The sequence below is a fragment of the Sphingobium yanoikuyae genome (genome assembly GCF_013001025.1).
Classification (GTDB): domain Bacteria; phylum Pseudomonadota; class Alphaproteobacteria; order Sphingomonadales; family Sphingomonadaceae; genus Sphingobium; species Sphingobium yanoikuyae_A.
Genome location: NZ_CP053021.1, coordinates 642,926 through 665,109, shown reverse-complemented (window position 1 = coordinate 665,109; position 22,184 = coordinate 642,926). Strand labels below are relative to the sequence as shown.

Genomic DNA, 22,184 nt, shown 5'->3' with positions numbered 1-22,184 from the left:
ATTGCCGTTTCTGCCCGGCGCGCCTTGCGCTCTGCCTGGATTGGCGCGAGAGGGGGCGGATCATGACTGCCCCTGCTTTGCCGATCCATGCCGTCCTGCCCGACCTGCTCGCTGCGCTGCGCGCCGGCAGCAATACCGTGCTGGTGGCGCCGCCGGGTGCGGGCAAGACGACGGCGGTGGCCCCCGCCCTGCTCGACCAGTCCTGGTGCGAGGGGCAGGTGCTGCTGCTCTCCCCCCGCCGCCTCGCCGCCCGCGCCGCGGCCGAGCGCATTGCCGAGATGCTGGGCGAGCAGCCGGGCGGCACGGTCGGCTATGCGACGCGGATGGACAGCAAGGTCAGCGCGAAGACGCGGCTGCTGGTACTGACCGAGGGCATTTTCGTCCGCCGCATTCAGGATGATCCCGAACTGGCGGGCGTGTCGGCGGTACTGTTCGATGAGGTGCATGAGCGCAGCCTGGACAGCGATTTCGGCCTTGCCCTGGCGCTCGATGCGCAAGCGGCGCTGCGCCCGGACCTGCGTATCCTGCCGATGTCGGCGACGCTCGACGGCGCGCGTTTCTCGACGCTGCTCGATGGCGCGCCCGTCATCGAGAGCGAGGGCAAGATCCAGCCGCTCGAACTACGCCATATCGGCCGCCATGCCGAAAAGCGGATCGAGGATGAGATGGCCGCCGCCATCCGCCGCGCGCTGGAGGAAGAAACGCAGGGCGACCTGCTCGCCTTCCTGCCCGGCGTCCGGGAAATCGAGCGCACCGCCGAACGGATCGAGGGTGGCGCGTTCGAGGTCCACATGTTGCACGGCTCGCTCGATCCGGCGGCTCAGCGCGCCGCCATCCGCCCGTCGCGCGAAGGGCGGCGCAAGGTGATCCTCGCCACCTCGATCGCCGAAACCAGCCTGACCATCGACGGCGTCCGCATCGTCGTCGACAGCGGCCTTGCCCGCCGCCCGCGCTATGACCGCGCCGCCGGCGTCACCCGCCTCGTCACCGAGCGCGCCAGCCAGGCGTCGGCCACCCAGCGCGCCGGCCGTGCCGCGCGCCAGCGCCCCGGCGTCGCCTATCGTCTGTGGGAAGCGGCGGCGACCGCGGGCATGCCCCCCTTCGACCCGCCCGAAATATTGGAAAGCGATCTTTCCAGCCTGCTGCTCGACTGCGCGCTTTGGGGCGTCAGCGACCCGGCCAGCCTGCGCTGGCTCGACGCGCCGCCCGCCGCTGCCGTGGTCGAGGCGCGCAAGCGCCTGACCGCCCTGGAGGCGCTCGACGCCGATGGCCGCATCACGGCCCATGGCAAGGCGCTGGCCACCCTGCCGCTGGCGCCGCGCATCGCCCATATGCTGGTGCGCGCCGGTGAGCGCGGCCTCGCCCGCACCGCCGCCGAGATCGCCGTATTGCTGGGCGAACGCGGCCTGGGCGGGCAGGACACCGACCTTACTCTGCGGCTGCAGCGCTGGCGCCGCGAGGGTGGCAAGCGGGCCGAGGCCGGACGGGGATTGGCGAAACGCTGGGCCAGGCTGGTCGATGGCCGCCCGCCCGCAGAGGGTGGACTGCACGATGTCGGCCTCTGCCTTGCCCTCGCCTTTCCCGATCGCGTCGCCAAGCGCCGCTCCGCTGATGGCGCCGACTGGGCCAGCGTGGGCGGACGCGGCTTCCGGCTCGATCCGCTCTCGCCGCTGGCCAGCGAAGCCTGGCTGGCGGTGGGCGAAGTGCAGGGCAGCGCCGCCGGCGCGCGCATCCTGTCGGCCGCCCCCATCGGCGAGGCGGAGGTGATCGCTCTGTTCGGCGAGCGCATCGCCGAGCATCGCACGGTGAAGTTCCGCCCCGCCAATGGCGGGATCGAGGCGCTGCGGGAGCGGCGGCTGGGCGCGGTGCGCCTGTCCTCCGGCTCCGATGACCGGCCCGACCCCGACGCGGTGGCTGCCGCACTGGCCGATGGCGTGCGGCAGGGCGGCCTTGCCCTCCTCCCCTGGTCGGAGGCGGCGCAATCGCTGCGGATGCGGGCGGACTTCGCCGGGATCGACGCATTGTCCGACGCCGCCCTGATCGACACGCTGGACGACTGGCTGCCGCCGCTGCTGGCGGGCAAGCGCCGCCTGTCCGACATCGACCGGTCGCAGCTTTCGGGCGTCCTAGAAACGCTGATCGGCTGGGACGGCAAGCAGCAGCTCGACCGGCTCGCCCCGCCCGATTTCCGTTCGCCCGCCGGCTCCACCCATGCGATCGACTATGCGGCCGAAGGTGGCCCGCGCGTGGAATTGCGGGTGCAGGCGCTGTTCGGCCTGTCGCAGCATCCGACCGTCGGCAACCAGCGCATCCCGCTGATCCTCTCGCTCACATCGCCCGCCGGCCGGCCGATCCAGACGACGCGCGACCTGCCCGGCTTCTGGGCCGGCAACTGGCGCGACGTGGCCAAGGAAATGCGCGGCCGCTATCCCCGCCACCCCTGGCCCGACGATCCGGCAAGCGCCAATGCCACATTGCGCACCAAAAATGCGGACGCGCGCCGGAACTCTTGACTTCACGGCGACCGCTGGTGCAACGCACAATGACGATTTTACGGAGTTCCATCGCGATGACCGCGCGCATTTACCAGATCCAGAAGAACGCCCTCCAGTCCGGCAAGGCGCTGACTCACAAGTGGGTGCTGGAATATGCGCCCGCCGAAGCGAAGAAGGCCGATCCGCTGACCGGCTGGGCCGGCTCGGGCGACACCAAGCAGCAGCTGAAGCTCAGCTTCTCCTCGCAGGACGCCGCCGTCGCCTATGCCGAGCGCGAGAAGATCGCCTACACCGTCATCGCGACCCCGCCCAAGACGCTGAAAATTCAGGCCTACGCCGACAATTTCCGCTGATCCTTCAGCCCGTTGGAGGCTGGAATAGCAGAGCGCGGCGCGACACGGCGCGCCGCGAACAAGGCATTTTGCCCCAGATGCTGCCCGATTGACGCCTTATTCGCTTGCCAAAGAGCAAGCCAAGGCGGCAAAAGCCGTGCTTTCATGGAAAGATTGAAGAGATAATGACCGATCGCAGCGAGATTTTCGACAGCGTCGCAGCGCAGATCGCCCCCTTCAACAAGAAGGGCGTCGAGCTGACCGAAGCCACCACCTTTGCCGGCGACCTGGAATGGGACAGCCTGACCGTGATGGATTTCGTCGCCGCCATCGAGGACGAGTTCGACATCATCATCACCATGAACATGCAGGCCGAGATCGAGACCGTGGGCCAGCTGGTCGACGCGGTCGCCAAGCTCAAGGGCTGATAGGCTCTTACTCCCCCCGTTCGGTTCGAGCTTGTCGAGAACCATGTGCTGATGGTTCTCGACAAGCTCGAACCGAACGGCGGTTTTGACTTGAACGGAATTTTTCTATGACCGACGCCGCCATCGCCACCGAAACCCGCGATCTCTTCTCCAAGTTCGATCCGCTGATCAACGAGCGCGAGGCGCTGCTGGCGACGGGCGTGCGCGATCCCTATGCGATCGTCATGGACCAGGTGCTCTCGCCCACCCGCGCGATCATCAAGGGCAAGGAAACCATCCTGCTCGGCACCTATAATTATATGGGCATGACCTTCGACCCCGACGTGGTGGAAGCCGGCAAGAAGGCGCTGGACGAGTTCGGCGCCGGCACCACCGGCAGCCGCGTCCTCAACGGCACCTATCAGGGCCACAAGGAAGTCGAGGACGCGCTCAAGGAATTTTACGGCACGAGCGGAGCCATGGTCTTTTCGACCGGCTATCAGGCGAACCTGGGCATCATTTCCACACTCGCGGGCAAGGGCGACTATGTCGTGCTCGACGCCGACAGCCACGCCTCCATCTATGATGGCTGCGCCATGGGCAATGCCGAGATCGTCCGTTTCCGCCACAACAGCGTCGAGGATCTGGACAAGCGCCTGGGCCGCCTGCCCGCCGACGCGCTGAAACTGGTCGTGCTGGAAGGCGTCTATTCGATGCTGGGCGACGTCGCGCCGCTGCCCGAGATGGTCGCCGCCATCCGCAAGCACCCCAATTGCATGATCCTGTGCGACGAAGCCCATGGCATGGGCTTCTTCGGCCCCAATGGCCGTGGCGCCTATGAGGAACAGGGCGTCGAGGGCGAGATCGACTTCGTGGTCGGCACCTTCTCCAAGTCGGTCGGGACGGTCGGCGGCTTCTGCGTCTCGAACCATCCCAAGTTCGAGATCCTGCGCCTCGTCTGCCGTCCCTATGTCTTCACCGCCTCGCTGCCGCCCAGCGTCGTCGCCACCGCCGCGACCAGCATCCGCAAGCTGATGCATGCCGGCGAGAAGCGCGCGCATCTGTGGAAGAACAGCCAGCGCCTGCACCAGGGCCTCACCGACCTCGGCTTCAAGCTGGGCAGCGCCACGCCGCAGTCGGCGATCATCGCCGTCATCCTGACCGACCAGATGCAGGCGGTGGCGATGTGGCAGACGCTGCTGGAGCTGGGTCTCTACGTCAACATGGCGCGCCCGCCGGCAACCCCGGCCGGCACCTTCCTGCTGCGCTGCTCGCTCTGCGCCGAACATAGCGACGAGCAGGTCGAACAGATCATCGCCATGTTCGAGACCGCCGGCAAGGCCACCGGCGCGATCAACTGATCGCGCTTTTCGACACTCCGACGATCGACCGGGTATTTCCTGCGATAGAATCTGCTACAGCAGCGGAACCATCTAACCTGCATATTCGCGCGGTTAACATAGTTCGGTTAGTGTAACGGTATATGGCGGAACGCGACGTGATCGATGAACAGGACCGGGGCTGGCGCGCCGCGGCGCGGCGCTACATGCCCCTGGTCCTTGGCATATTGCTGATCGGATCGCTCGGCGCCCTGCTCTACAGCGCCAGCAGCGCCTCGCGCGATCATCAGCGCGCCCTTGCCGAACAGCAGCGCAGTTGGGAAATCATGGCGCTCGCCCGCGCCTTCGAGGCCAAGACCGCCCGCGCCGAAGTGACGCTGGCCCGCTATGTCATCAGCCTCGATCCCGACACCGGCCGCCTGTTCCAGGACCAGTGGCGTACCGCCGCCAGCCAACTCAAGTCGCTGACCTATGCCACCCGCAAGTCCGACTGGCAGCGCGGCAATGTCCGCGCGCTCCAGTTCGCCTTCGAACAGCGCGGCAAGACGCTGAGCGAAATCGGCCTGCGCACCACCTATGACCAGAAGATGGGCGCGCTGGCGCAATTCCATCAGGCCGGGCGATCGCAGGATATCAAGCGACTGACGGCGCTGATCGATCTGGTCATCCAGGCCGAAAATGCGCGGCTGCGCGAACGCAGCCTGGCCGTCAGCCTGGCGGGCGATCGCACCGAATTTGTTGGCAAGACCTCGCGCATGGTCGGCCTCGCCCTGCTGGTCTGCGTGCTGTTCGCGCTGTGGCTGGTCAATGCGGCCTATACCGAACGGCGCAACGCACGCCGGATGGCGGATATGGAGGCCGAACGCGCCGACCGGCTGGAAGAGGCCGTTTCCGCCCGCACCAGCGAATTGTCGGACGCCTATGAGCAGTTGAAGCGCGAATCCGCCGAGCGCGCCGCCGCCGAGGATAATCTGCGCCAGATGCAGAAGATGGACGCGGTCGGCCAGTTGACCGGTGGCATCGCCCATGACTTCAACAATATGCTGGCGGTCGTCGTCGGCGGGCTGGAACTGGCCAAGCGCAAGCTGCGGCTGAAACCGGCCGAGGCCGGCCATCATCTCGACAATGCGATGGAGGGCGCCAACCGCGCCGCCGCGCTGACCCGCCGCCTGCTCGCCTTTGCCCGTTCCGAACCGCTGCTGCCCAATGCGGTCGATCCCGACAGCCTGCTGCGCGGCATGGCCGATCTGGTCGATCGCACGATCGGCGACCAGATCATCGTCAGCTTCGCCCACAAGGCGAGCGGCTGGCGCATCTTCGTCGACCAGCATCAGATGGAAAATGCCCTCCTCAACCTGTGCGTCAACGCCCGCGACGCGATGGAGGGCCGGGGCAAGCTGACCATCTCGACCGGCCAGGCCCAGCTTGCCGCCAACCAGATCGGCGAATGCCCGGCCGGCGACTATGTCACCGTCAGCGTCACCGACAATGGCTGTGGCATGACGGCCGAGGTCGCCGCCCGCGTTTTCGAGCCCTTCTTCACCACCAAGCCGGTCGGCAAGGGCACCGGCCTTGGCCTCAGCCAGATTTTCGGCTTCGTACGCCAGAGCCAGGGCGAAATCCGCATCGAATCCGAACTGGGCACCGGCACCAGCGTCCATATTTACCTGCCGCGCCGCATCCTGACCGAGCAGGAGGCCGCCGCAGAGGCCCCGGCGAGCGAGCAGCTGCATACGCTCCATCCCCCGACCCGCATCCTGGTGGTGGAGGATGATCCGCGCGTGCTCAACCAGACCATGGCGGCGCTGGCCGAACTCGGCCATCTGCCGATCGCCTGCGACCATCCCAGCAAGGCGGCCAAGCTGCTCAGCAACAATGCCGATATCGGCCTGATCATGAGCGACGTGCTGATGCCCGACATGACCGGGCCGGAAATGATCCGCACCCTGCCCGCCCATATGCGCCATCTGCCGGTGCTGTTCGTCACCGGCTTCACCGGCGACGCGACCGACAGCGACGATTTCCGGGGGCATGAAGTGCTGCGCAAGCCCTATACGCTCAATGCCCTGGGCCTTGCGCTGTCGAACGCGCTCAGCGGATCGAACCACCCAGGAACAGCCGCGGCAGCAGAGTGACCGCGCCCAGCAGCGGCCAGCGCCGCTGCCAGGGCTTGATCTCGATTGCGGTGCCGGCATGGCGGTTGATCTTCCACGCCAGATAATCGATCCCGCCGGCATAGGTGAAGCTCGCCTTGGCGAGGCGCACCACCGAGAGATATTTGCCGCGCCGCTGCAGCCCGCGCCACAGCTTGTCCGCATGGTCGGGCGACGGCGGCAGCCCCTCGGCCAGCGCCGCCGCGCCGAAACGGCGATAGCGCTCAGGATCGGCATCGACGATCGAGAGCGAACGCCCCGTCTTCTCCGCCCGCAATTCGGCATTATAGGTGAGGGTGAAGCCGGTCTTCCACAGCTGGATCGGGTCATCCCCCTGCCCGTCCACCATCGGCCGGGCCAGCGACAACAGCGTCGGCGCGGCCTGCGCCACCGCCGCCAGCGCGCGCTGGCGCGCCAGATCGTCCGCCGACCACAGCAGCCGCGAGGGCTGGGCAAAGCGCGCCCAGACCGAGACATTGTCCGCCTTCATGCTGTTCAGCCGGGCAAAGTCGGCCTCCGACAGCACGGCATATTTGGCGATCAGGCCACCATGTTCGAACGGAAACACATTGGGCGGGATCGCCCGGTTGGCGCGCGCCAGCCAGCCCTTGCCATAGGCCGCCTCATAATCGGAGACGATCAGGTAGAAATCGAGCATGAGCCCGTCGAGGTTGGCCTCGCGCAGGCAGGAGCCGTAGAAGAGCACCGCCCGCGCCGCGCCGGGATATTTCGCCGCCAGCGCCCCCGCCATGGCGGCCGCGCGCGGATCGGCCGGCGCGGACAGTTCGGCAGCGACGAGCGAGAACAGGCTGTTGGTCATCGCCAAGCGCTTTAGAGCCTGATCCCGCCCGGTGGAAGCGTCTTGCGCGGATCATGCGCGGACGACCATATGCACCCTATCCCCGACGATAGACCAGCATCAGATTATTGGCCGGCATCGCCACCCGCCGGGTGCGGCCGAACCCGACATCGGCCGCCGCCCGGTCGACATCGTTCAGGGTCCGAAGGCCCCATTGCGGGTTGCGATCCTTCAGCGATCGGTCGAACGCCAGATTGGAGGGGGCGGTCGGCACATCATCCTCGACATAGGGGCCGTAGAGGATCAGCGGCGCGCCCAGCGCCAGCAATTGCGCGCCACGCGCCAGCAGCCCCAGCGTCGCGCCCCAGGGGCTGATATGCACCATGTTGATGCACAGGAGCGCGTCGGCCGCATCGATCGGCCAGTCGGCGCCCGCCGCGTCGATCAGCAGCGGCGTGCGCAAATTAGGCAGATTAGCGTCGCCGCGCAGCGCCGCGATCGAGGCCAGCGCGGCGGGATCGGGATCACTGGGCTGCCAATCGAGCGCGGGGAAGGTGACGGCGAAGTGGACGACATGTTCGCCACTGCCGCTCGCCACTTCCAGCACCAGCCCGGCATCGGGCAGTTCGTCCCGCAGGACAGCCGCGATCGCATCGCGGTTGCGCAGCGTCGCGGGGGCATGGCGGCGCGGATCGGGGCCGTCGCCCTGCGGCGTCCAGGGTGCGGGGGCATCCTGTGTCATGGACAAATCCTTGTCTGTGGCCGGCCGATGCAAAAAGGGCGGTGGAGATCCTCCACCGCCCTTTGCTTCCGGCTTATTCGGCGGCGACCGCCAGATCCGGTTCGGACCAGGTCAGCACCGGCTTGCGCGCCGCCAGCGTCTCGTCGAGGCGACGACGCGGGGCGTGATAGGGCGCGCCCTTCAGCGCCTCGTCACCCGCCTTGGCCCGCTCGGCGAGGCTGCGCAGCGCCATGATGAACTGGTCGAGCGCGGCCTTGCTCTCGGTCTCGGTCGGTTCGACCAGCATCGCGCCATGGACGACCAGCGGGAAATACATGGTCATCGGGTGGAAGCCCTCGTCGATCAGGCCCTTGGCGATGTCGAGCGTGGTGAAGCCTTCGGCCAGCCCCTTGTCGCTGAACAGCGCCTCATGCATGCACGGACCAGCACCGCCGAAGGGCGCGTCGAGCACGTCATCCAGGCTGCGCAGGATATAGTTGGCGTTCAGCACCGCGTCGCTCGCGACCTGGCGCAGGCCATCGGCACCGTGGCTGAGGATATAGGTCAGCGCGCGGGTGAACATGCCCATCTGGCCATGGAAGGCGACCATGCGGCCAAAGGTCTGGGCGTGGTGATCCTCCGCCGTTTCTTCCTCGACCAGAACGAACTTGTCGCCCTGCTTTTCCACGAAGGGCAGCGGCGCGAAGGGCGTGAGCGCTTCGGACAGCACCACCGGACCCGAACCCGGACCACCGCCGCCATGGGGCGTCGAGAAGGTCTTGTGCAGGTTGATGTGCATCGCGTCGACGCCCAGGTCACCGGGACGGACCCGGCCGACAATGGCGTTGAAGTTCGCGCCGTCGCAATAGACGAAGGCCCCGGCGGCATGGACCGCGTCGGAGATCGTCTTCATGTCGCGCTCGAACAGGCCGCAGGTGTTGGGGTTGGTGATCATCACCGCCGCAACGTCCGGGCCCAGACGGGCCTTCAAGGCTTCCAGATCGACGCGGCCATCCGGGGTCGCGGGAATATCCTCGACCTTGTAGCCGCAGAAGGCGGCGGTGGCGGGATTGGTGCCATGGGCGCTTTCGGGCACCAGGATGACGCTGCGGGCGTCACCACGGGCTTCGAGCGCGGCGCGGATCGCCAGCAGGCCGCACAGTTCGCCATGGGCGCCCGCCTTGGGCGACATGGCGACCGAGTGCATGCCGGTCAGCGTCACCAGCCAGGCGGCCAGTTCATGGATGACAGCCAGTGCGCCCTGCACCGTCGACTGCGGCTGCAGCGGGTGGATGTCGGCGAAACCGGGCATCCGCGCGACCTTTTCGTTGAGGCGCGGGTTGTGCTTCATGGTGCAGCTGCCAAGCGGGAACAGGCCAAGATCGATGGCGTAATTCTGGCGCGACAGGCGGGTGTAATGGCGCACCGTTCCCTGTTCCGACAGGCCGGGCAGGCCGATGCTGTCGGTGCGGGCGAGCGAACCCAGACGGCTGGCCACCTTGGGCGCCGGCGCGAAATCGACGCCGGTGGTGTGGCAAGAGCCGATCTCGAAGATCAGCTTTTCTTCCAGCATCAGCGCGCGGTTGCCGGTGGCGGTTTCCGGGGTCATATGCTCCTGCGCGACGGCCTGCGGGGTGGTCGGGCGACCTTCCTTCAACATGGTCATGCCAGTTCCTCCTCAAGCGCTGCGGCAAGCGTTTCGATATCCTCCGCCGTGACGGTTTCCGTCACGGCGACGACCAGGCCGTTGCCGATCTCCGGCGCGTCCGGGAACAGGCGGCCGAGCGAAACGCCCGCCAGCACGCCCTTGTCGGCGAGGTTGCGGACGACGTCGCGCGCATCCTTGGTCAGGACCAGCGTGAATTCGTTGAAGAAGCCGTCGTTGAGCAGGGTCACGCCCGGCACCTTGGCGAGGCGATCTGCAGCCTGCACGGCCAGGCCGTGGTTCAGGGTCGCCAGCTCGCGCAGCCCCTTCTCGCCCAGCAGGGTCATGTGAATGCTGAACGCCAGCGCGCACAGGCCCGAGTTGGTGCAGATGTTCGACGTCGCCTTCTCGCGGCGGATATGCTGCTCGCGGGTGGAAAGCGTCAGCACGAAGCCGCGCTTGCCGGCCGCATCGACCGTCTCGCCGCACAGGCGGCCCGGCATCTGGCGGACATATTTCTGCTTGCAGCCGAACAGGCCGAGATAAGGACCGCCAAACTGCAGGCCGACGCCGATCGACTGGCCTTCGCCCACGACGATGTCCGCGCCCATATGGCCCGGCGCCTTGATCGCACCCAGCGCGACCGGCTCGGTGACGACCGCGACCAGCAGCGCGCCGGCGGCGTGCGCCGCTTCGGCCAGCGGGGTCAGGTCGGCGATGCGGCCGAGGATGTCGGGATATTGGACGACGACGCAGGACGTGTCCTTGTCGATCGATGCGATCAGCGCGTCGATGTCGGTCGCGGCGTCCAGCGTGGGCGCCTGATGCACCAGCGCGTCGCCGGTGAACTTCGCCATGGTGTTGGCGACCGAGACATAATGGGGGTGCAGGCCGGACGACAGCAGCGCCTTGCCGCGCTTGGTGATGCGGCGGGCCATGCCGATCGCTTCCCAGCAGGCGGTCGAGCCGTCATACATGGAGGCGTTGGCGACATCGACGCCCAGCAGGCGGGCGACCTGGGTCTGGAACTCGAACAGCACCTGCAGCGTGCCCTGCGCGATTTCCGGCTGATAGGGCGTGTAGGCGGTCAGGAACTCGCCGCGCTGGATCAGATGATCGACGCTGGCGGGAACATGATGCTTGTAGGCGCCGGCGCCCAGGAAGAAGGGCGCTTCCCCTGCCGACAGATTTTTGCGAGCGAGCGCGCCCATATGGCGCTCGACCGCCAGTTCGCTGGCATGATCGGGCAGGCCGGCGATGGTGCCGCTCAGGCGGGCTTCGGCGGGCACGTCGATGAACAGGTCATCGATCGTCTCCGCGCCGATGACGGACAGCATTTCCTGCCGGTCGGTGTCGGTAAGGGGTAGGTAGCGCATGATATTTTCCTGCGGCGTCGTTCCCGCGGAGGCGGGAACCCATCTCCGGACCTTGCACCACGCGGGACGCTGGAGAGATGGATCCCCGCTTTCGCGGGGATGACGATGATAAGATTAAAGCGAGGCCACGAACTTCTTGTAGGCGGCTTCGTTCATCAGGCCTTCCAGCTCGCTCGCATCAGCAATGCGCAGCTTGAAGAACCAGCCATCTTCCTCGGCATCGCTGTTGACCAGCGCCGGCTCGTCTTCCAGCGCGCCATTGGCTTCGACGACTTCGCCCGAGATCGGGGCATAGACGTCGGACGCGGCCTTGACCGATTCCACCACAGCGGCGTCGTCGCCCTTTTCGAAGGTCGTGCCTTCGGCGGGCAATTCTACGAACACGATGTCGCCCAGCTGTTCCTGCGCATAGTCGGTGATGCCGACGGTGGCGATGTCGCCTGCAACGTCGATCCATTCATGTTCGTCGGTGAAATAGCGGCTCATGCTTGCTCTCCTCGAAAAGCGGTAATTCAGGCCTTGCGGCGATAACGATGCGGAACGAACGGCATCGGCGCAACCGCCGCTGCAATCCGCTTGCCGCGCACCTCGATCTCCAGCGCGGTGTCCAGCGCGGAATAAGGCAGGCTGACCCAGCCCATGGCGATCGGCGCGCCCACGCTCGGCGCGAAGCCGCCCGAGGTGACTTCGCCTACCAGCACATCGCCGGCATAGATTTGTGCGCCCTCGCGGGCCGGCAGGCGGCCTTCGATCTTCAGGCCGACGCGCTTGGAACCGGGGCCTTCGGCCAGTTCCTTCATCACGCGGGCATGGCCGATGAAGCCGCCTTCCTCGCGGCGGCGCTTCTGGATGGCAAAGCCCAGGTCCGCGCCGATCGTGCTGACGGCGGGCGACAGGTCATGGCCATAGAGCGGCAGGCCGGCTTCCAGACGCAGCGAGTCACGCGCGCCAAGGCCGATCGGCTTGACCTGCGGCAGGGCGCACAGCGCATCGGCCAGCAGCGCCACGGAATCGCCCGGCACGCTGATTTCAAAGCCATCCTCGCCGGTATAGCCCGAACGGCTGATCCACAGCGGCACGCCGCGCCAGGTGAAGGGACCGGACTGCATGAAGATGAGGTCGGCGGTTTCCGGGATCAGCGCGGCCATCGCCTCGCCCGCTTCGGGGCCCTGCAGCGCCAGCAGCGCCTGGTCGGCCATATGGTTCATGGTGACGTCGTCGGGCAGATGCTCGATCATCCAGCCGATATCGTCATATTTCGTCGCGCCATTGACGACCATGTAGATCGCCGCGCCTTCGAACGCGCCGTCGCCGGGACGCGAGACCATCAGGTCGTCGAGGATGCCGCCTTCCGCGTCCAGCAGCATCGAATAGCGCTGGCGGAAGGGTTTCAGCCCCTTGATGTCGCTGGGCAGCAGGGTTTCGAGCGCCGCGTCGACGCTGGCGCCGCCGGTCTCGTCGGAAAAGGTCAGCTGGCCCATATGGCTGACGTCGAACAGGCCGGCATGTTCGCGGGTCCAGCTATGTTCGGCCATGATGCCTTCATACTGGATCGGCATGTGATAGCCGGCGAAGCCGACCATGCGCGCGCCCTTGGCACGGTGCCAGGCGTCCAGCGGCAGGGCTTCGAGGGGCAGTTCCGCTTCGAGGGCGGCGACGTCGTCAGTGGCGGTCATGGCAAGACCTTTCCGTAGGAGGGATGCGGCGACAGGCCAGCGCGGCCGACGAATCGGCGCTTCCGGCATGCCACCCCCTCTGTCACGGAACCTGAGAGCTTTGACCAGCGGCCTGGGGCCGGCTGGCTTACCCCTTCGGTGGGACGGCACGGGGCCATCCGCTTTCCAGAGTATCTACGCGCGATGCGGTCCTTTGGCCTGAGAGATTCCGGGGCGGTTGCTCCTTCGGCGACGGGCTCGAGCCTGAAAGGCGCCCATGCTCTCCCGCATCGTGCCCGCTGCCGAATCCTCGGCACCGGAGACGCCCCACGCATTTGCTCAAAGCGCGGGCGGCGTCAATCGGGCAAATGTCGCAGGGACGCAGGTTATGGCCGGATCAGCCTTCCTCGCGCGCCAGCCGCTGCGCCATCGCCAACGCCGCCGCCCGGCATTCGGAGAGCGCCGCATCGGCCGCTTCGTCCGAAAGGGTCAGGTCGGCAAAGCCGCTCTCCCCCTCGAACATGTCCAGGAAGCGCGTGACGCCAGCATAATTGGAGTCCGCGACGGCGCGCTGGATGAGGTCGACCCGATCCGCCCAGGGTCGCGCGCCCTGCGCCCGCAACAGGCGGGAAAGATCGTCAAGCTGGGCAGCAAAGGCCGCAATCTGGGGATGCAGTGTCATGGGCAGAGAGATAAAGTCCGCGCGACGACCGGACCAGCCGGCGGAACGCCAACGCAGCGTTTCCGTTGGGGTGGTTTGGGGGAGCTTGCTCCCTTCCTGTCCCGTCATCGTGCGCCGCTATCCGCCTGCCCTCACGGCATCAGCCGTCGCCGCCCCTCCCACAAATGCCAGCGCATCGCGAGGGCCGCGCCTTCGGCGTCCTGTGCGCGGATGGCGGCGACGATCTGTTCATGTTCGCGCAGCATGGTCGCGATCACTTCGGGCGGGCGCGATCGGCTGATGTCGACGCCGGCGCGCATCACCTTGTCGACATCGGCATGGAGCGCGTCGAAGGCGATCAGGAAGGCCGGGTTGCCGGTCGCCTCGGCAATGCGGCGGTGCAGTTCCATATCCTCGGCATGGGCGGGCTCGCTCGACAGCAGGGCGGTGCGCAGCATCTCCATCCCTTCCTCGACATGGGCCATTTCGATCGGGCTGCGGCGGGTGGCGGCGAGGCGCGCGGCCTCCGCCTCCAGCACGAAGCGGACCTCGTAACTGCCGAGCGTCGCGGGCAGTTCGGTCGCCGGCATGAAGGCGGCGAGGCGCTGCGACGGGCGGCTTTTCACGAAGGAGCCGGCACCCCGGCGCGCCTCGGTAATGCCGTCCGAGGCGAGGCGGACCAGCGCCTCGCGCACGATCGCGCGGGAGACGCCGAACCGCTCCGCCAGCGCGGCTTCCGACGGCAGGCGATCGCCGACCGCCAGATCCTGGTCGTTGATGATCTCGACAATGCCGGCATAGGCATGGTCGGACAATCGGGCCTGGTTCATCGGCGCACCTGTGGATCGCTGGGCAACATCCTGTGCCTCCTAGTCATGAGAGGCTGCCGACGACAAGCGTCAGCAGCGCTCTGGTCAGAAGATGCTGCTGGCGACCAGCACCAGCAGCAGGCCGACCACCGCGACCACGGTTTCCATGATCGACCAGGTCTTGAACGTGCCCGGCATGTCGGTGCCGAGATAGGATTTGACCAGCCAGAAGCCGGGATCATTGACGTGGGAGAAGAAAAGCGAGCCCGCGCCGATCGCCAGCACCATCCATTCGGGTTCCACGCCCGATGCCGCGACGAGGCCCTGCATCACGCCGGCGGTGGTGATCGTCGCGACGGTGGCCGATCCGGTGGCGAGGCGGATGCAGACCGACACGCCCCAGGCGAGCAGGATCGGCGAAATGGCGCCGCCGGCGGCAAAGCGGACCAGCAGATCGGAAAGGCCGGCCGTGACCAGCACCTGCTTGAGTGCGCCGCCCGCGCCGATCGCCAGGATGATGCCGCCGGCCGGGATCATCGCTTCGGTCCAGATCGCGTTCTGGATCTTGGCATCGGTAATACGGCGGCCGAACAGCAGCGGCAGCGCCACCAGCACCGCGATCAGCAGCGCGACGACTGGATCGCTGACCCAGCCAAGCCAGTGGAAATGCGGCGCGACCGATGCCGGCAGCAGCGCCACCGCCTGTCCCGCGGCGATCAGCACCACCGGCAGCAGCACGGCGGCCAGCGCACGGCCGACCGAGGGGGTTGCGACATCGACCTTGACCGGATCGAGCAGCGGCGGGTTCAATTTCACGCCGGGGGCGGTGAAGCGGGCCAGCAGCGGGCCGGCGATGATCGCGGTCGGGATGCCGACGATCAGGCCATAGAGAAGGGTGAGGCCGAGATTGGCGCCGAGCGCGTTGACGGCGAGCAGCGGCCCCGGATGCGGCGGCACCAGCGCATGGACGACCGACAGGCCCGACAGCGCGGGCAGCATCAGCTTGAGCTTGGCGGTATCGCCATTCTGCCCGGCGGGCAGCGCGGCGGCGGCCGACGCGACGATCGGCAGCAGCAGGACGAGGCCGGTCTCGAAGAAGAGCGGCAGGCCGATGACGATGGCGGTGAACAGGCTGGCCCAGGGCGCACCCTTCACGCCGGAGATGCGCAGCGCCGAGCGCGCAAGGCCGCCGGCGCCGTCCGACAATTGCAGCATCGCGCCGAGGCCCAGGCCCAGCGCCACGACCAGGCCGGTGCCGCCCAATATGGTGCCCGCGCCCTTTTCGACCGCCTTGGCAGTTTCCTCCATCGGCAGGCCGGCGATCAGGCCGACGGTGAAGGCGCCGCACAGCAGGCCGACAAAGGGATGGAGCCGGCCGCGGATGATGAGCGCGATGGAAAGGGCGATGCCGATGACGGCGGCGATCAGCAGGCGATAGTCGGCGGGGGTCATCGGATCATGCCTCCCTGTAGTCCGCCCTGGCTGAACGCCCGGCCACATGGCACCGATCGACGATATGGTAACGCCATCCCCACCCTCTCTTTCCTATGCGTAGCCGGTCATCCGCAGGGCGAATCCCGAAAATCTGTTAGACAGATTATAGCCGCATTTCGGCCATGCGCTAGGTTATTTCCCGAATATTGCAAATTTTCGCTTGAACCTGTCTGACTGATTCCAGTATCGTTAGCGCTAACGAATCCTTGGGCCGGTCCAGGCCCCAACGCGGATCAATCAGAGGGAGAGGCAGGATGCAGGATCTGCATATTCTCGATCGCCAGGACCAGATGGTCCCCGAAGCTCCACATCTCACGCCGACCCAGATGAAGGTGATGCGCTGCGTCCATTCGGGCCTGCTCAACAAGCAGATCGCCTATGAGCTGGGCATGGCCGAGGCGACGGTGAAGGTCCATATGACCGCGCTGATGCGCAAGCTCAACGTCCGCAACCGCACCCAGGTCGCCATCGCCGCCAGCCATTTCGGCTGGATGCGCCCGGCGCTGAGCCGCGCCGCCGACTGAACACCACCCTCTTGGCGGGAGACGCCGCATGGATCGATCGCGACGGGAGTTGATGGGGGGCATCGGCGCCGGGCTGGTGCTGGCCGGCATGGGCAGCACGGCCGCCTGCGCCGCGCCACAGCGCAAGCTGGGCTATGCCATTGTGGGCCTGGGCTATTATGCCACGCAGCAGTTCATGCCCAATTTCGCCGGCTGCGAGCATGCGAAGCTGGTCGCGCTGGTCAGCGGCACGCCGGCCAAGCTGGCGCAATATGGCGACCAGTACGGCATCCCCAAGACGCATCGCTACAGCTATGCCGAGTTCGACCGCATCCGCGACAATCCCGATATCGACATCGTCTATATCGTCCTGCCCAACAGCCTCCATGCCGAATACAGCATCCGCGCCGCGCAGGCGGGCAAGCATGTGATGTGCGAGAAGCCGATGGCGGTGTCGGTGGCCGAATGCCAGGCGATGATCGCCGCCTGCGCCAAGGCCGGCCGCAAGCTGATGATCGGCTATCGCTCCCGCTTCGAGCCTTATAACCGCCTGGCGATCGAGCTGGCGCGGAGCGGCCATGTCGGGCCGACGCGGATCGTTACCGCCGAACATGGCTTCCCGATCAAGGCCGGGCAATGGCGGCTCGACAAGCCCCTGTCGGGTGGCGGATCGATGATGGACATCGGCATCTATAGCCTCAACGCCGCGCGCTACCTGAGCGGCGAGGAGCCGGTGGAGGTGAGCGCGATCGCCAGCACCGACCGCAGCGATCCGCGCTTCGCCACCGTCGAGGACCGGATAAACTTCATGCTGCGCTTTCCGTCGGGCATCATCGCCAATTGCGTGTCGAGCTACAGCTCGGCCCATAATGGCTATCGGGTGATCGGCACCCAGGGCTGGATCGATATGGAACCCGCGACCCAATATAGCGGCCAGACGATGATGATCCGCAAGGATGGCGTGACCACGCCGCGCAGCCTGCCGGCGCCGGCGAAGAACCAGTTTGCCGCGCAGTTGGACCATCTGCCCGAGTGCATCGCGAACGGCACCGCGCCGATCGTCGCGGGTGAGGAGGGGCTGGCCGATCTGCGCGTGATCGAGGCGATCTATCGCTCGGCTGCGGAGCATCGCTCGGTTAGCCTCACCGCATGATCGATCGTCGCACCCTGCTGGCCGGGATGGCCGCCCTGCCGCTCACCCACGCCTTCGCACATGCTGCCGACCTGCCGGCCGCGCGGATCGACCGGATCGACCCGGCGCTGGACCGCATCATCGCGCCCGGCGCGCAGGTGGAGATATTGGCGCAGGGCTATCGCTGGGCAGAGGGGCCGACCTGGGCCGCGCCGATCGACGCGTTGCTGTTCGGCGATCCGCCGTCCAACATCGTCTATCGCTGGACCCGCAAGGATGGCGTGTCGTCCTTCCTCTCGCCCTCGGGCCTGCAGACCGCGATCCCCAAGGAGATACGCGAAGCCGGCCTCAACGGCATCGCGATCGACAGGGACGGCCATCTGGTCGGCGCCGACAGCGGCACGCGCGCGATCGTGCGTGTAGACCTCAAGACAAAGGCGCGGACCATCCTCGCCGACCGCTATCAGGGCAAGCGCTTCAACAGCCCCAATGACCTGACGATCGCGGGCGATGGCAGCATCTATTTCAGCGACCCGCCCTATGGCCTGACCGATGGCGACACGTCATCGCTGCGCGAGATCGGCTTCAACGGCCTCTACCGGCTGACGCCCGACGGCATGGTGACGCTGATCGACGGCAGCCATCGCCGGCCCAATGGCGTGACCCTCTCGCCCGACGGCCGCACCCTCTATCTGGCGCTGTCGGACGAGAAACGACCGCAGGTGCTGGCCTACAGCCTGGGCGCGGACGGCCTGCCCACGGGGCAGCGCCTGTTCCGCGACATGGCCAGGGAACTGGCGGCCGGCGAGCCGGGCCTGCCCGACGGGATCAAGACCGCGGCCGACGGCACGGTCTTTGCCACCGGCCCCGGCGGCGTCCATGTCTGCGCGCCCGACGGCAGGCTACTCGGCAAGATCCGCACCGGCAAGGCAATCGCCAATTGCTGCATCGGCGAGGGCGGCAAGACATTTTTCCTGACGTCGGCCGACCGGCTGGCCGCAGTGCCGCTGATAGCCCGCAGTGGCTAGCGAAAGGAGGTGGGTTCCTTACGCCTCGATTCCCACCAGCCATTCGCCGATCATCGCCCGGCCCGCCGCCACCGCGCCCGGCCCATGATCGTCATGATCCTTCCGCAGCGCGATGCCGCATTTTCCGGCCACGTCCAGATCGGCCCAGAAATGGGTCAGCCAGTCCTCGAAGCGCGGATCCTCGCCCATTTCGGCGTGGAATTGCAGCGCCAACAGATTGGCCCCGCGTCGGAACGCCTGATGCGCATAGCGATCGGTCGATCCCAGCAGCTCGACATGGTCGGGCAGGTCGAACGTGTCGCTATGCCAGTGCAGCACTGGCACGCCGTCGATATGGCGCAGCGGTGATCCCGCCCCCGCCGCATTGACGCTGACCGGCGCAAAGCCCAGTTCCATATGCCCGCCCGGATAAACCCGCGCGCCCAGCGCCGCCGCGATCATCTGGCTGCCCAGGCACACGCCCAGCGTCGGCCGGTCCGCCGCCAGCCGCGCGGAAAGCTTGCCGATCTGCACCGGGATCCAGGGATGCACATCTTGCTCATAGACGCCCATCGGCCCGCCCATCATGATGAGCAGATCCGGTTCGGTCAGGTCGATATCGGCGAAATCGGGGCTGGCCACATCGATCCGCTCGATCTGATAGCCGGCCGCCTCGATCGGCTGGAGATAGCCTGCCGCACCCTCGCGCGGCACATGTCGGACGATCAACGCTCTTTTCATTACCTGCGATAGCTAGCCAGCCAAACCCGCCGACGCCAGCCCAGCCTTTCTTGGGGACAGAAAATTGCCGCTATCGGCTTGGCCCGGCCGCCCGGCCATGATTTAACCCAGCGCCATGATCCTGACCCGCATCGCTCGCCCCGTCCTGCTGGCCGCCCTGCTCACCGGCACCGCCCTTTCCGCCCAGACCAGCGAAGCGCCTTCCGCGCCGGTCGATGCGGTCGACCCCTTCATCGGCACCTCGGGTGAAGGCCACACCTTCCCCGGCGCCGTCGCCCCCTTCGGCATGGTCCAGCTCTCGCCCGACACCCATGTCGGCCCGGCCCGCCAGACCTATAATTGGGCCGCCGGCTATCGCCACGAAGACCCGGTGATCCTCGGCTTTTCCCACACCCATTTCTCGGGCGCAGGCCATAGCGATCTGGGCGATTTCCTGGTGATGCCGGTCAGCGGCGACAGCGTCCCGCTGGAGGCCGGCGACGACAAGACCCCCGGCTTCCGCTCGCACAAGGCCGATGAGGTCGCCTCGGCCGGCTATTATGCCGTCACCCTGACCGATCCGGGCGTGCGTGCGGAAATGACCGCCGGCACCCGTGTCGGTGTCCACCGCTATGCCTTCCCCACCGGCAAGGCCGCGCATCTGCTACTCGACCTGCGCTCGATCATCTATGATTATCCCGGCAAGATCCTCTGGTCCTCCATCCGCATCCGCCCCGACGGCACGATTACCGGATCGCGCGAGGTGCGCGGTTGGGCGACGCCCCGGCGCATCTTCTTCGCCATCCGCTTTTCCGCGCCGCTGACCAGCCACCGCTTCGTCAGCACCGAAAAGGACATCTTGTACAAAGGCTTCAAGGGCCCCGGTCGCGGCCCCGAGACGCTGGATTCCCTCTCCGGCCGCGCGCTGGTGGCCCAGCTCGACTTTGGCACGCTGACGAAACCGCTGGAGGCGAAGGTCGCGCTGTCGGGCGTGGACGAGGATGGCGCGATCGCCAACCTCGCCAGCGAGCCGGGCGATTTCGACGCGATCCGGGCGAAGACCCGCACCGCCTGGAACGATGCGCTTGGGGCCGTGAAGATCGATGCGCCCAAGCCGATGCGCACCAATGTCTACACCGCCCTATATCACAGCCTGATGGCGCCCAGCGTCTGGAGCGATACCGACGGCCGCTGGCGCGGGCCGGACGATCAGGTCCATGCCGGAACCGGCTTCACCATGCATTCCACCTTCTCGCTGTGGGATACGTTCCGCGCCGAACATCCGCTGCTGACGCTGATCCAGCCCGAAGCGAAAAATGCCGATTTCGTGAACTCGCTGGTCGCGGGGCAGAAGACCAGCCCGTTCGGCATCCTGCCCGTCTGGCAGTTTGGCGGCAAGGAGACCTGGACGATGATCGGCTATCATGCCGTCCCGGTCATCGCCGACGCCTGCCTGAAAGGGATCAGGGGCATCGATTGCGCCGGCGCGCTGAAAGCCATGGTCGCCAGCGCCGACTATGCGCCCTATGGCGGCCTCGGCGACTATATGAAGCTTGGCTATGTCCCCATCGACCGCGAACCCGAAGCCGCGTCCAAGACGGTCGAATATGCCTATGACGACTGGACCATCGCCCGCCTCGCCCGCCAGCTGGGCGACACCGCCACGGCAGAGCGCTTCGAGAAGCGCGCCCAATACTGGCGCAACAGCTTCGACGCCAAGACCGGTTTCCTGCGCGCGCGCCAGGCGGATGGCAGCTTCCGCACCCCCTTCGATCCGACCGCGATCAACTATGGCAGCGACTATACGGAGGGCAATGCCTGGCAATATAGCTGGTTCATGCCGCACGATCAGGGCGGGCTGTTCCGCCTGCTGGGCGGCGACGCGAAGACCGTCGCCAAGCTCGACGCCATGTTCGACTATGACAATAGCAAGATCGACTATAGCCATGCCGAAGACATATCCGGCCTGATCGGCCAATATATCCATGGCAACGAACCCAGCCACCATGTCGCCTATCTCTACAGCTATGCGGGCCAGCCCTGGCGCACGCAGGAGCGCCTGAAGCAGATCGTCGACAGCCAGTATAAGCCCACGCCCGAAGGCCTGGCCGGCAATGACGATCTGGGCCAGATGTCCGCCTGGCTGGTCTTCACCGCCCTGGGCTTCTATCCCGTGGCGCCGGGCAGCAACCAATATGTGATCGGCCGCCCCTTCGTCGACCGCGCCGAGATGACCTTGCCCAGCGGCCACCGCTTCACCGTGATTGCCGACGGCCTGACCGACGCCAACCGCTATGTCGGCCAGGTGACGCTGAACGGCAAGCCGCTCGATCGCGGCTATATCACCGACGCGGAAATCCGCGCTGGCGGCGAACTGCGCTTCACCATGCAGGCCAGCCCCAACAAGACATGGGCGACCGGCGTAAAGGCCCGCCCCTTCTCCATGACCGGCTATGGTAAGTGAAGGCGCGGGACCGGCATTATCTCTTCGTCTGCAGCCAGAACAAGCTGCGCAGCCCGACCGCCGAACAGATTTTCGCTGACCATCCCGGCATCGAAACCCTGTCGGCGGGCACCAACCATGACGCGGAAACGCCGCTGGACGATGAGATGCTGCGCTGGGCCGACACCATCTTCGTGATGGAAAAGACCCATCGCAGCAAGATCCTGCAGTGCTTCCGCGCCGCGTAGGCGGCAGGCCAGATCGCATTTCCAGATTGCGGTCGCCCCGGCGCAGGATCATAGTCGCCCGACGGCTGCTGACGCTCCGATGGAGGATCCATGCTGATCGCGATGATGATGGCCGCGCACACTGGCGCTGCCCTGCCCGCCTTCACGCGGCCGACAATCATGGCATCCATGACCGTCTCTCGCCCTTCGACGCCCCCTGCACCGCGCCGGCCGACAACAGGGGTAGCGAGACTTGCGCGCGCAG

Annotated in this window: 20 protein-coding genes and 1 riboswitch; of the genes, 10 read left to right on the top strand and 10 right to left on the bottom strand. The window is 66.8% G+C overall.

The features are described from left to right. Nucleotides 1-62: 62 nt before the first annotated feature. The 5 genes from hrpB to HH800_RS03520 all read left to right on the top strand — a co-directional run bounded on the left by hrpB (nucleotide 63) and on the right by HH800_RS03520 (nucleotide 6,709). Nucleotides 63-2,513 carry an ATP-dependent helicase HrpB gene (hrpB, locus tag HH800_RS03540; protein WP_169860203.1) on the top strand — a complete coding sequence of 817 codons (2,451 nt, stop codon included), beginning with the start codon at nucleotides 63-65 and terminating at the stop codon, nucleotides 2,511-2,513. Between the two features lie 56 nt (nucleotides 2,514-2,569). Beyond that, the gene (locus tag HH800_RS03535) at nucleotides 2,570-2,848 is read left to right on the top strand and encodes an ETC complex I subunit (RefSeq protein WP_004207936.1); all 279 of its coding nucleotides are present in this window, start codon (nucleotides 2,570-2,572) and stop codon (nucleotides 2,846-2,848) included. A gap of 164 nt (nucleotides 2,849-3,012) precedes the next feature. After that, nucleotides 3,013-3,255, top strand: coding sequence for an acyl carrier protein (locus tag HH800_RS03530; RefSeq protein ID WP_017501760.1), 243 nt, complete (start codon nucleotides 3,013-3,015; stop codon nucleotides 3,253-3,255). Nucleotides 3,256-3,362: 107 nt separating this feature from the next. Further along, nucleotides 3,363-4,595 (top strand): serine palmitoyltransferase, encoded by a 1,233-nt coding sequence (gene spt, locus HH800_RS03525; protein ID WP_004207938.1) that lies wholly within the window; start codon nucleotides 3,363-3,365, stop codon nucleotides 4,593-4,595. 122 nt (nucleotides 4,596-4,717) lie between these two features. After that, a complete protein-coding gene (locus HH800_RS03520; protein ID WP_169860202.1) occupies nucleotides 4,718-6,709 on the top strand; it encodes an ATP-binding protein in 1,992 nt (663 codons plus the stop codon). Here HH800_RS03520 and HH800_RS03515 read toward each other — a convergent pair. The 9 genes from HH800_RS03515 to HH800_RS03475 all read right to left on the bottom strand — a co-directional run bounded on the left by HH800_RS03515 (nucleotide 6,666) and on the right by HH800_RS03475 (nucleotide 15,845). After that, nucleotides 6,666-7,547: a hypothetical protein gene (locus HH800_RS03515; protein ID WP_169860201.1), complete on the bottom strand. Its 882-nt coding sequence runs from the start codon at nucleotides 7,545-7,547 to the stop codon at nucleotides 6,666-6,668. The two genes, HH800_RS03520 and HH800_RS03515, sit on opposite strands and share 44 nt — an antisense overlap. A 76-nt stretch (nucleotides 7,548-7,623) precedes the next feature. Next, complete coding sequence (locus tag HH800_RS03510; protein WP_169860200.1) at nucleotides 7,624-8,268, bottom strand: DUF938 domain-containing protein; 645 nt, start codon at nucleotides 8,266-8,268, stop codon at nucleotides 7,624-7,626. Nucleotides 8,269-8,341: 73 nt separating this feature from the next. Then, nucleotides 8,342-9,913 (bottom strand): aminomethyl-transferring glycine dehydrogenase subunit GcvPB, encoded by a 1,572-nt coding sequence (gene gcvPB, locus HH800_RS03505; protein ID WP_169860199.1) that lies wholly within the window; start codon nucleotides 9,911-9,913, stop codon nucleotides 8,342-8,344. Beyond that, complete coding sequence (gene gcvPA, locus HH800_RS03500) at nucleotides 9,910-11,268, bottom strand: aminomethyl-transferring glycine dehydrogenase subunit GcvPA (protein WP_169860198.1); 1,359 nt, start codon at nucleotides 11,266-11,268, stop codon at nucleotides 9,910-9,912. Before gcvPA ends, gcvPB begins: the two co-directional genes overlap by 4 nt. A gap of 114 nt (nucleotides 11,269-11,382) precedes the next feature. Then, complete coding sequence (gcvH, locus tag HH800_RS03495) at nucleotides 11,383-11,754, bottom strand: glycine cleavage system protein GcvH (protein WP_004207946.1); 372 nt, start codon at nucleotides 11,752-11,754, stop codon at nucleotides 11,383-11,385. A 26-nt stretch (nucleotides 11,755-11,780) separates the two neighbouring features. Then, a complete protein-coding gene (gene gcvT, locus HH800_RS03490; RefSeq protein WP_048937461.1) occupies nucleotides 11,781-12,944 on the bottom strand; it encodes a glycine cleavage system aminomethyltransferase GcvT in 1,164 nt (387 codons plus the stop codon). Between the two features lie 176 nt (nucleotides 12,945-13,120). Continuing rightward, a riboswitch (glycine riboswitch) is annotated at nucleotides 13,121-13,221 on the bottom strand. Between the two features lie 99 nt (nucleotides 13,222-13,320). After that, nucleotides 13,321-13,605 (bottom strand): hypothetical protein, encoded by a 285-nt coding sequence (locus HH800_RS03485; RefSeq protein WP_169860197.1) that lies wholly within the window; start codon nucleotides 13,603-13,605, stop codon nucleotides 13,321-13,323. 131 nt (nucleotides 13,606-13,736) lie between these two features. Next, nucleotides 13,737-14,414, bottom strand: a complete 678-nt coding sequence (locus HH800_RS03480) for a FadR/GntR family transcriptional regulator (RefSeq protein ID WP_017501752.1) — start codon at nucleotides 14,412-14,414, stop codon at nucleotides 13,737-13,739. An 84-nt stretch (nucleotides 14,415-14,498) separates the two neighbouring features. Next, the gene (locus HH800_RS03475) at nucleotides 14,499-15,845 is read right to left on the bottom strand and encodes a gluconate:H+ symporter (RefSeq protein WP_048936503.1); all 1,347 of its coding nucleotides are present in this window, start codon (nucleotides 15,843-15,845) and stop codon (nucleotides 14,499-14,501) included. Nucleotides 15,846-16,141: 296 nt separating this feature from the next. On the opposite strand from HH800_RS03475, the gene HH800_RS03470 reads away from it, so the two are divergent. The 3 genes from HH800_RS03470 to HH800_RS03460 are packed head-to-tail and all read left to right on the top strand — an operon-like array spanning nucleotide 16,142 to nucleotide 18,550. Then, nucleotides 16,142-16,411 carry a helix-turn-helix domain-containing protein gene (locus HH800_RS03470; RefSeq protein ID WP_004211034.1) on the top strand — a complete coding sequence of 90 codons (270 nt, stop codon included), beginning with the start codon at nucleotides 16,142-16,144 and terminating at the stop codon, nucleotides 16,409-16,411. A 28-nt stretch (nucleotides 16,412-16,439) separates the two neighbouring features. Beyond that, a complete protein-coding gene (locus HH800_RS03465; protein ID WP_169860196.1) occupies nucleotides 16,440-17,543 on the top strand; it encodes a Gfo/Idh/MocA family protein in 1,104 nt (367 codons plus the stop codon). Beyond that, nucleotides 17,540-18,550: an SMP-30/gluconolactonase/LRE family protein gene (locus HH800_RS03460; RefSeq protein ID WP_169860195.1), complete on the top strand. Its 1,011-nt coding sequence runs from the start codon at nucleotides 17,540-17,542 to the stop codon at nucleotides 18,548-18,550. Before HH800_RS03465 ends, HH800_RS03460 begins: the two co-directional genes overlap by 4 nt. An 18-nt stretch (nucleotides 18,551-18,568) precedes the next feature. On the opposite strand, the gene HH800_RS03455 is transcribed toward HH800_RS03460, so the two are convergent. Further along, nucleotides 18,569-19,270 (bottom strand): glutamine amidotransferase, encoded by a 702-nt coding sequence (locus tag HH800_RS03455; RefSeq protein ID WP_169860194.1) that lies wholly within the window; start codon nucleotides 19,268-19,270, stop codon nucleotides 18,569-18,571. Between the two features lie 115 nt (nucleotides 19,271-19,385). Between HH800_RS03455 and HH800_RS03450 the strand changes: the two genes are divergently transcribed. Together HH800_RS03450 and HH800_RS03445 are read left to right on the top strand one after the other, a co-directional pair. Continuing rightward, nucleotides 19,386-21,713, top strand: coding sequence for a GH92 family glycosyl hydrolase (locus HH800_RS03450; protein ID WP_169860193.1), 2,328 nt, complete (start codon nucleotides 19,386-19,388; stop codon nucleotides 21,711-21,713). Continuing rightward, nucleotides 21,710-21,940 carry a hypothetical protein gene (locus HH800_RS03445; RefSeq protein WP_169860192.1) on the top strand — a complete coding sequence of 77 codons (231 nt, stop codon included), beginning with the start codon at nucleotides 21,710-21,712 and terminating at the stop codon, nucleotides 21,938-21,940. Before HH800_RS03450 ends, HH800_RS03445 begins: the two co-directional genes overlap by 4 nt. Nucleotides 21,941-22,184: the final 244 nt, after the last annotated feature.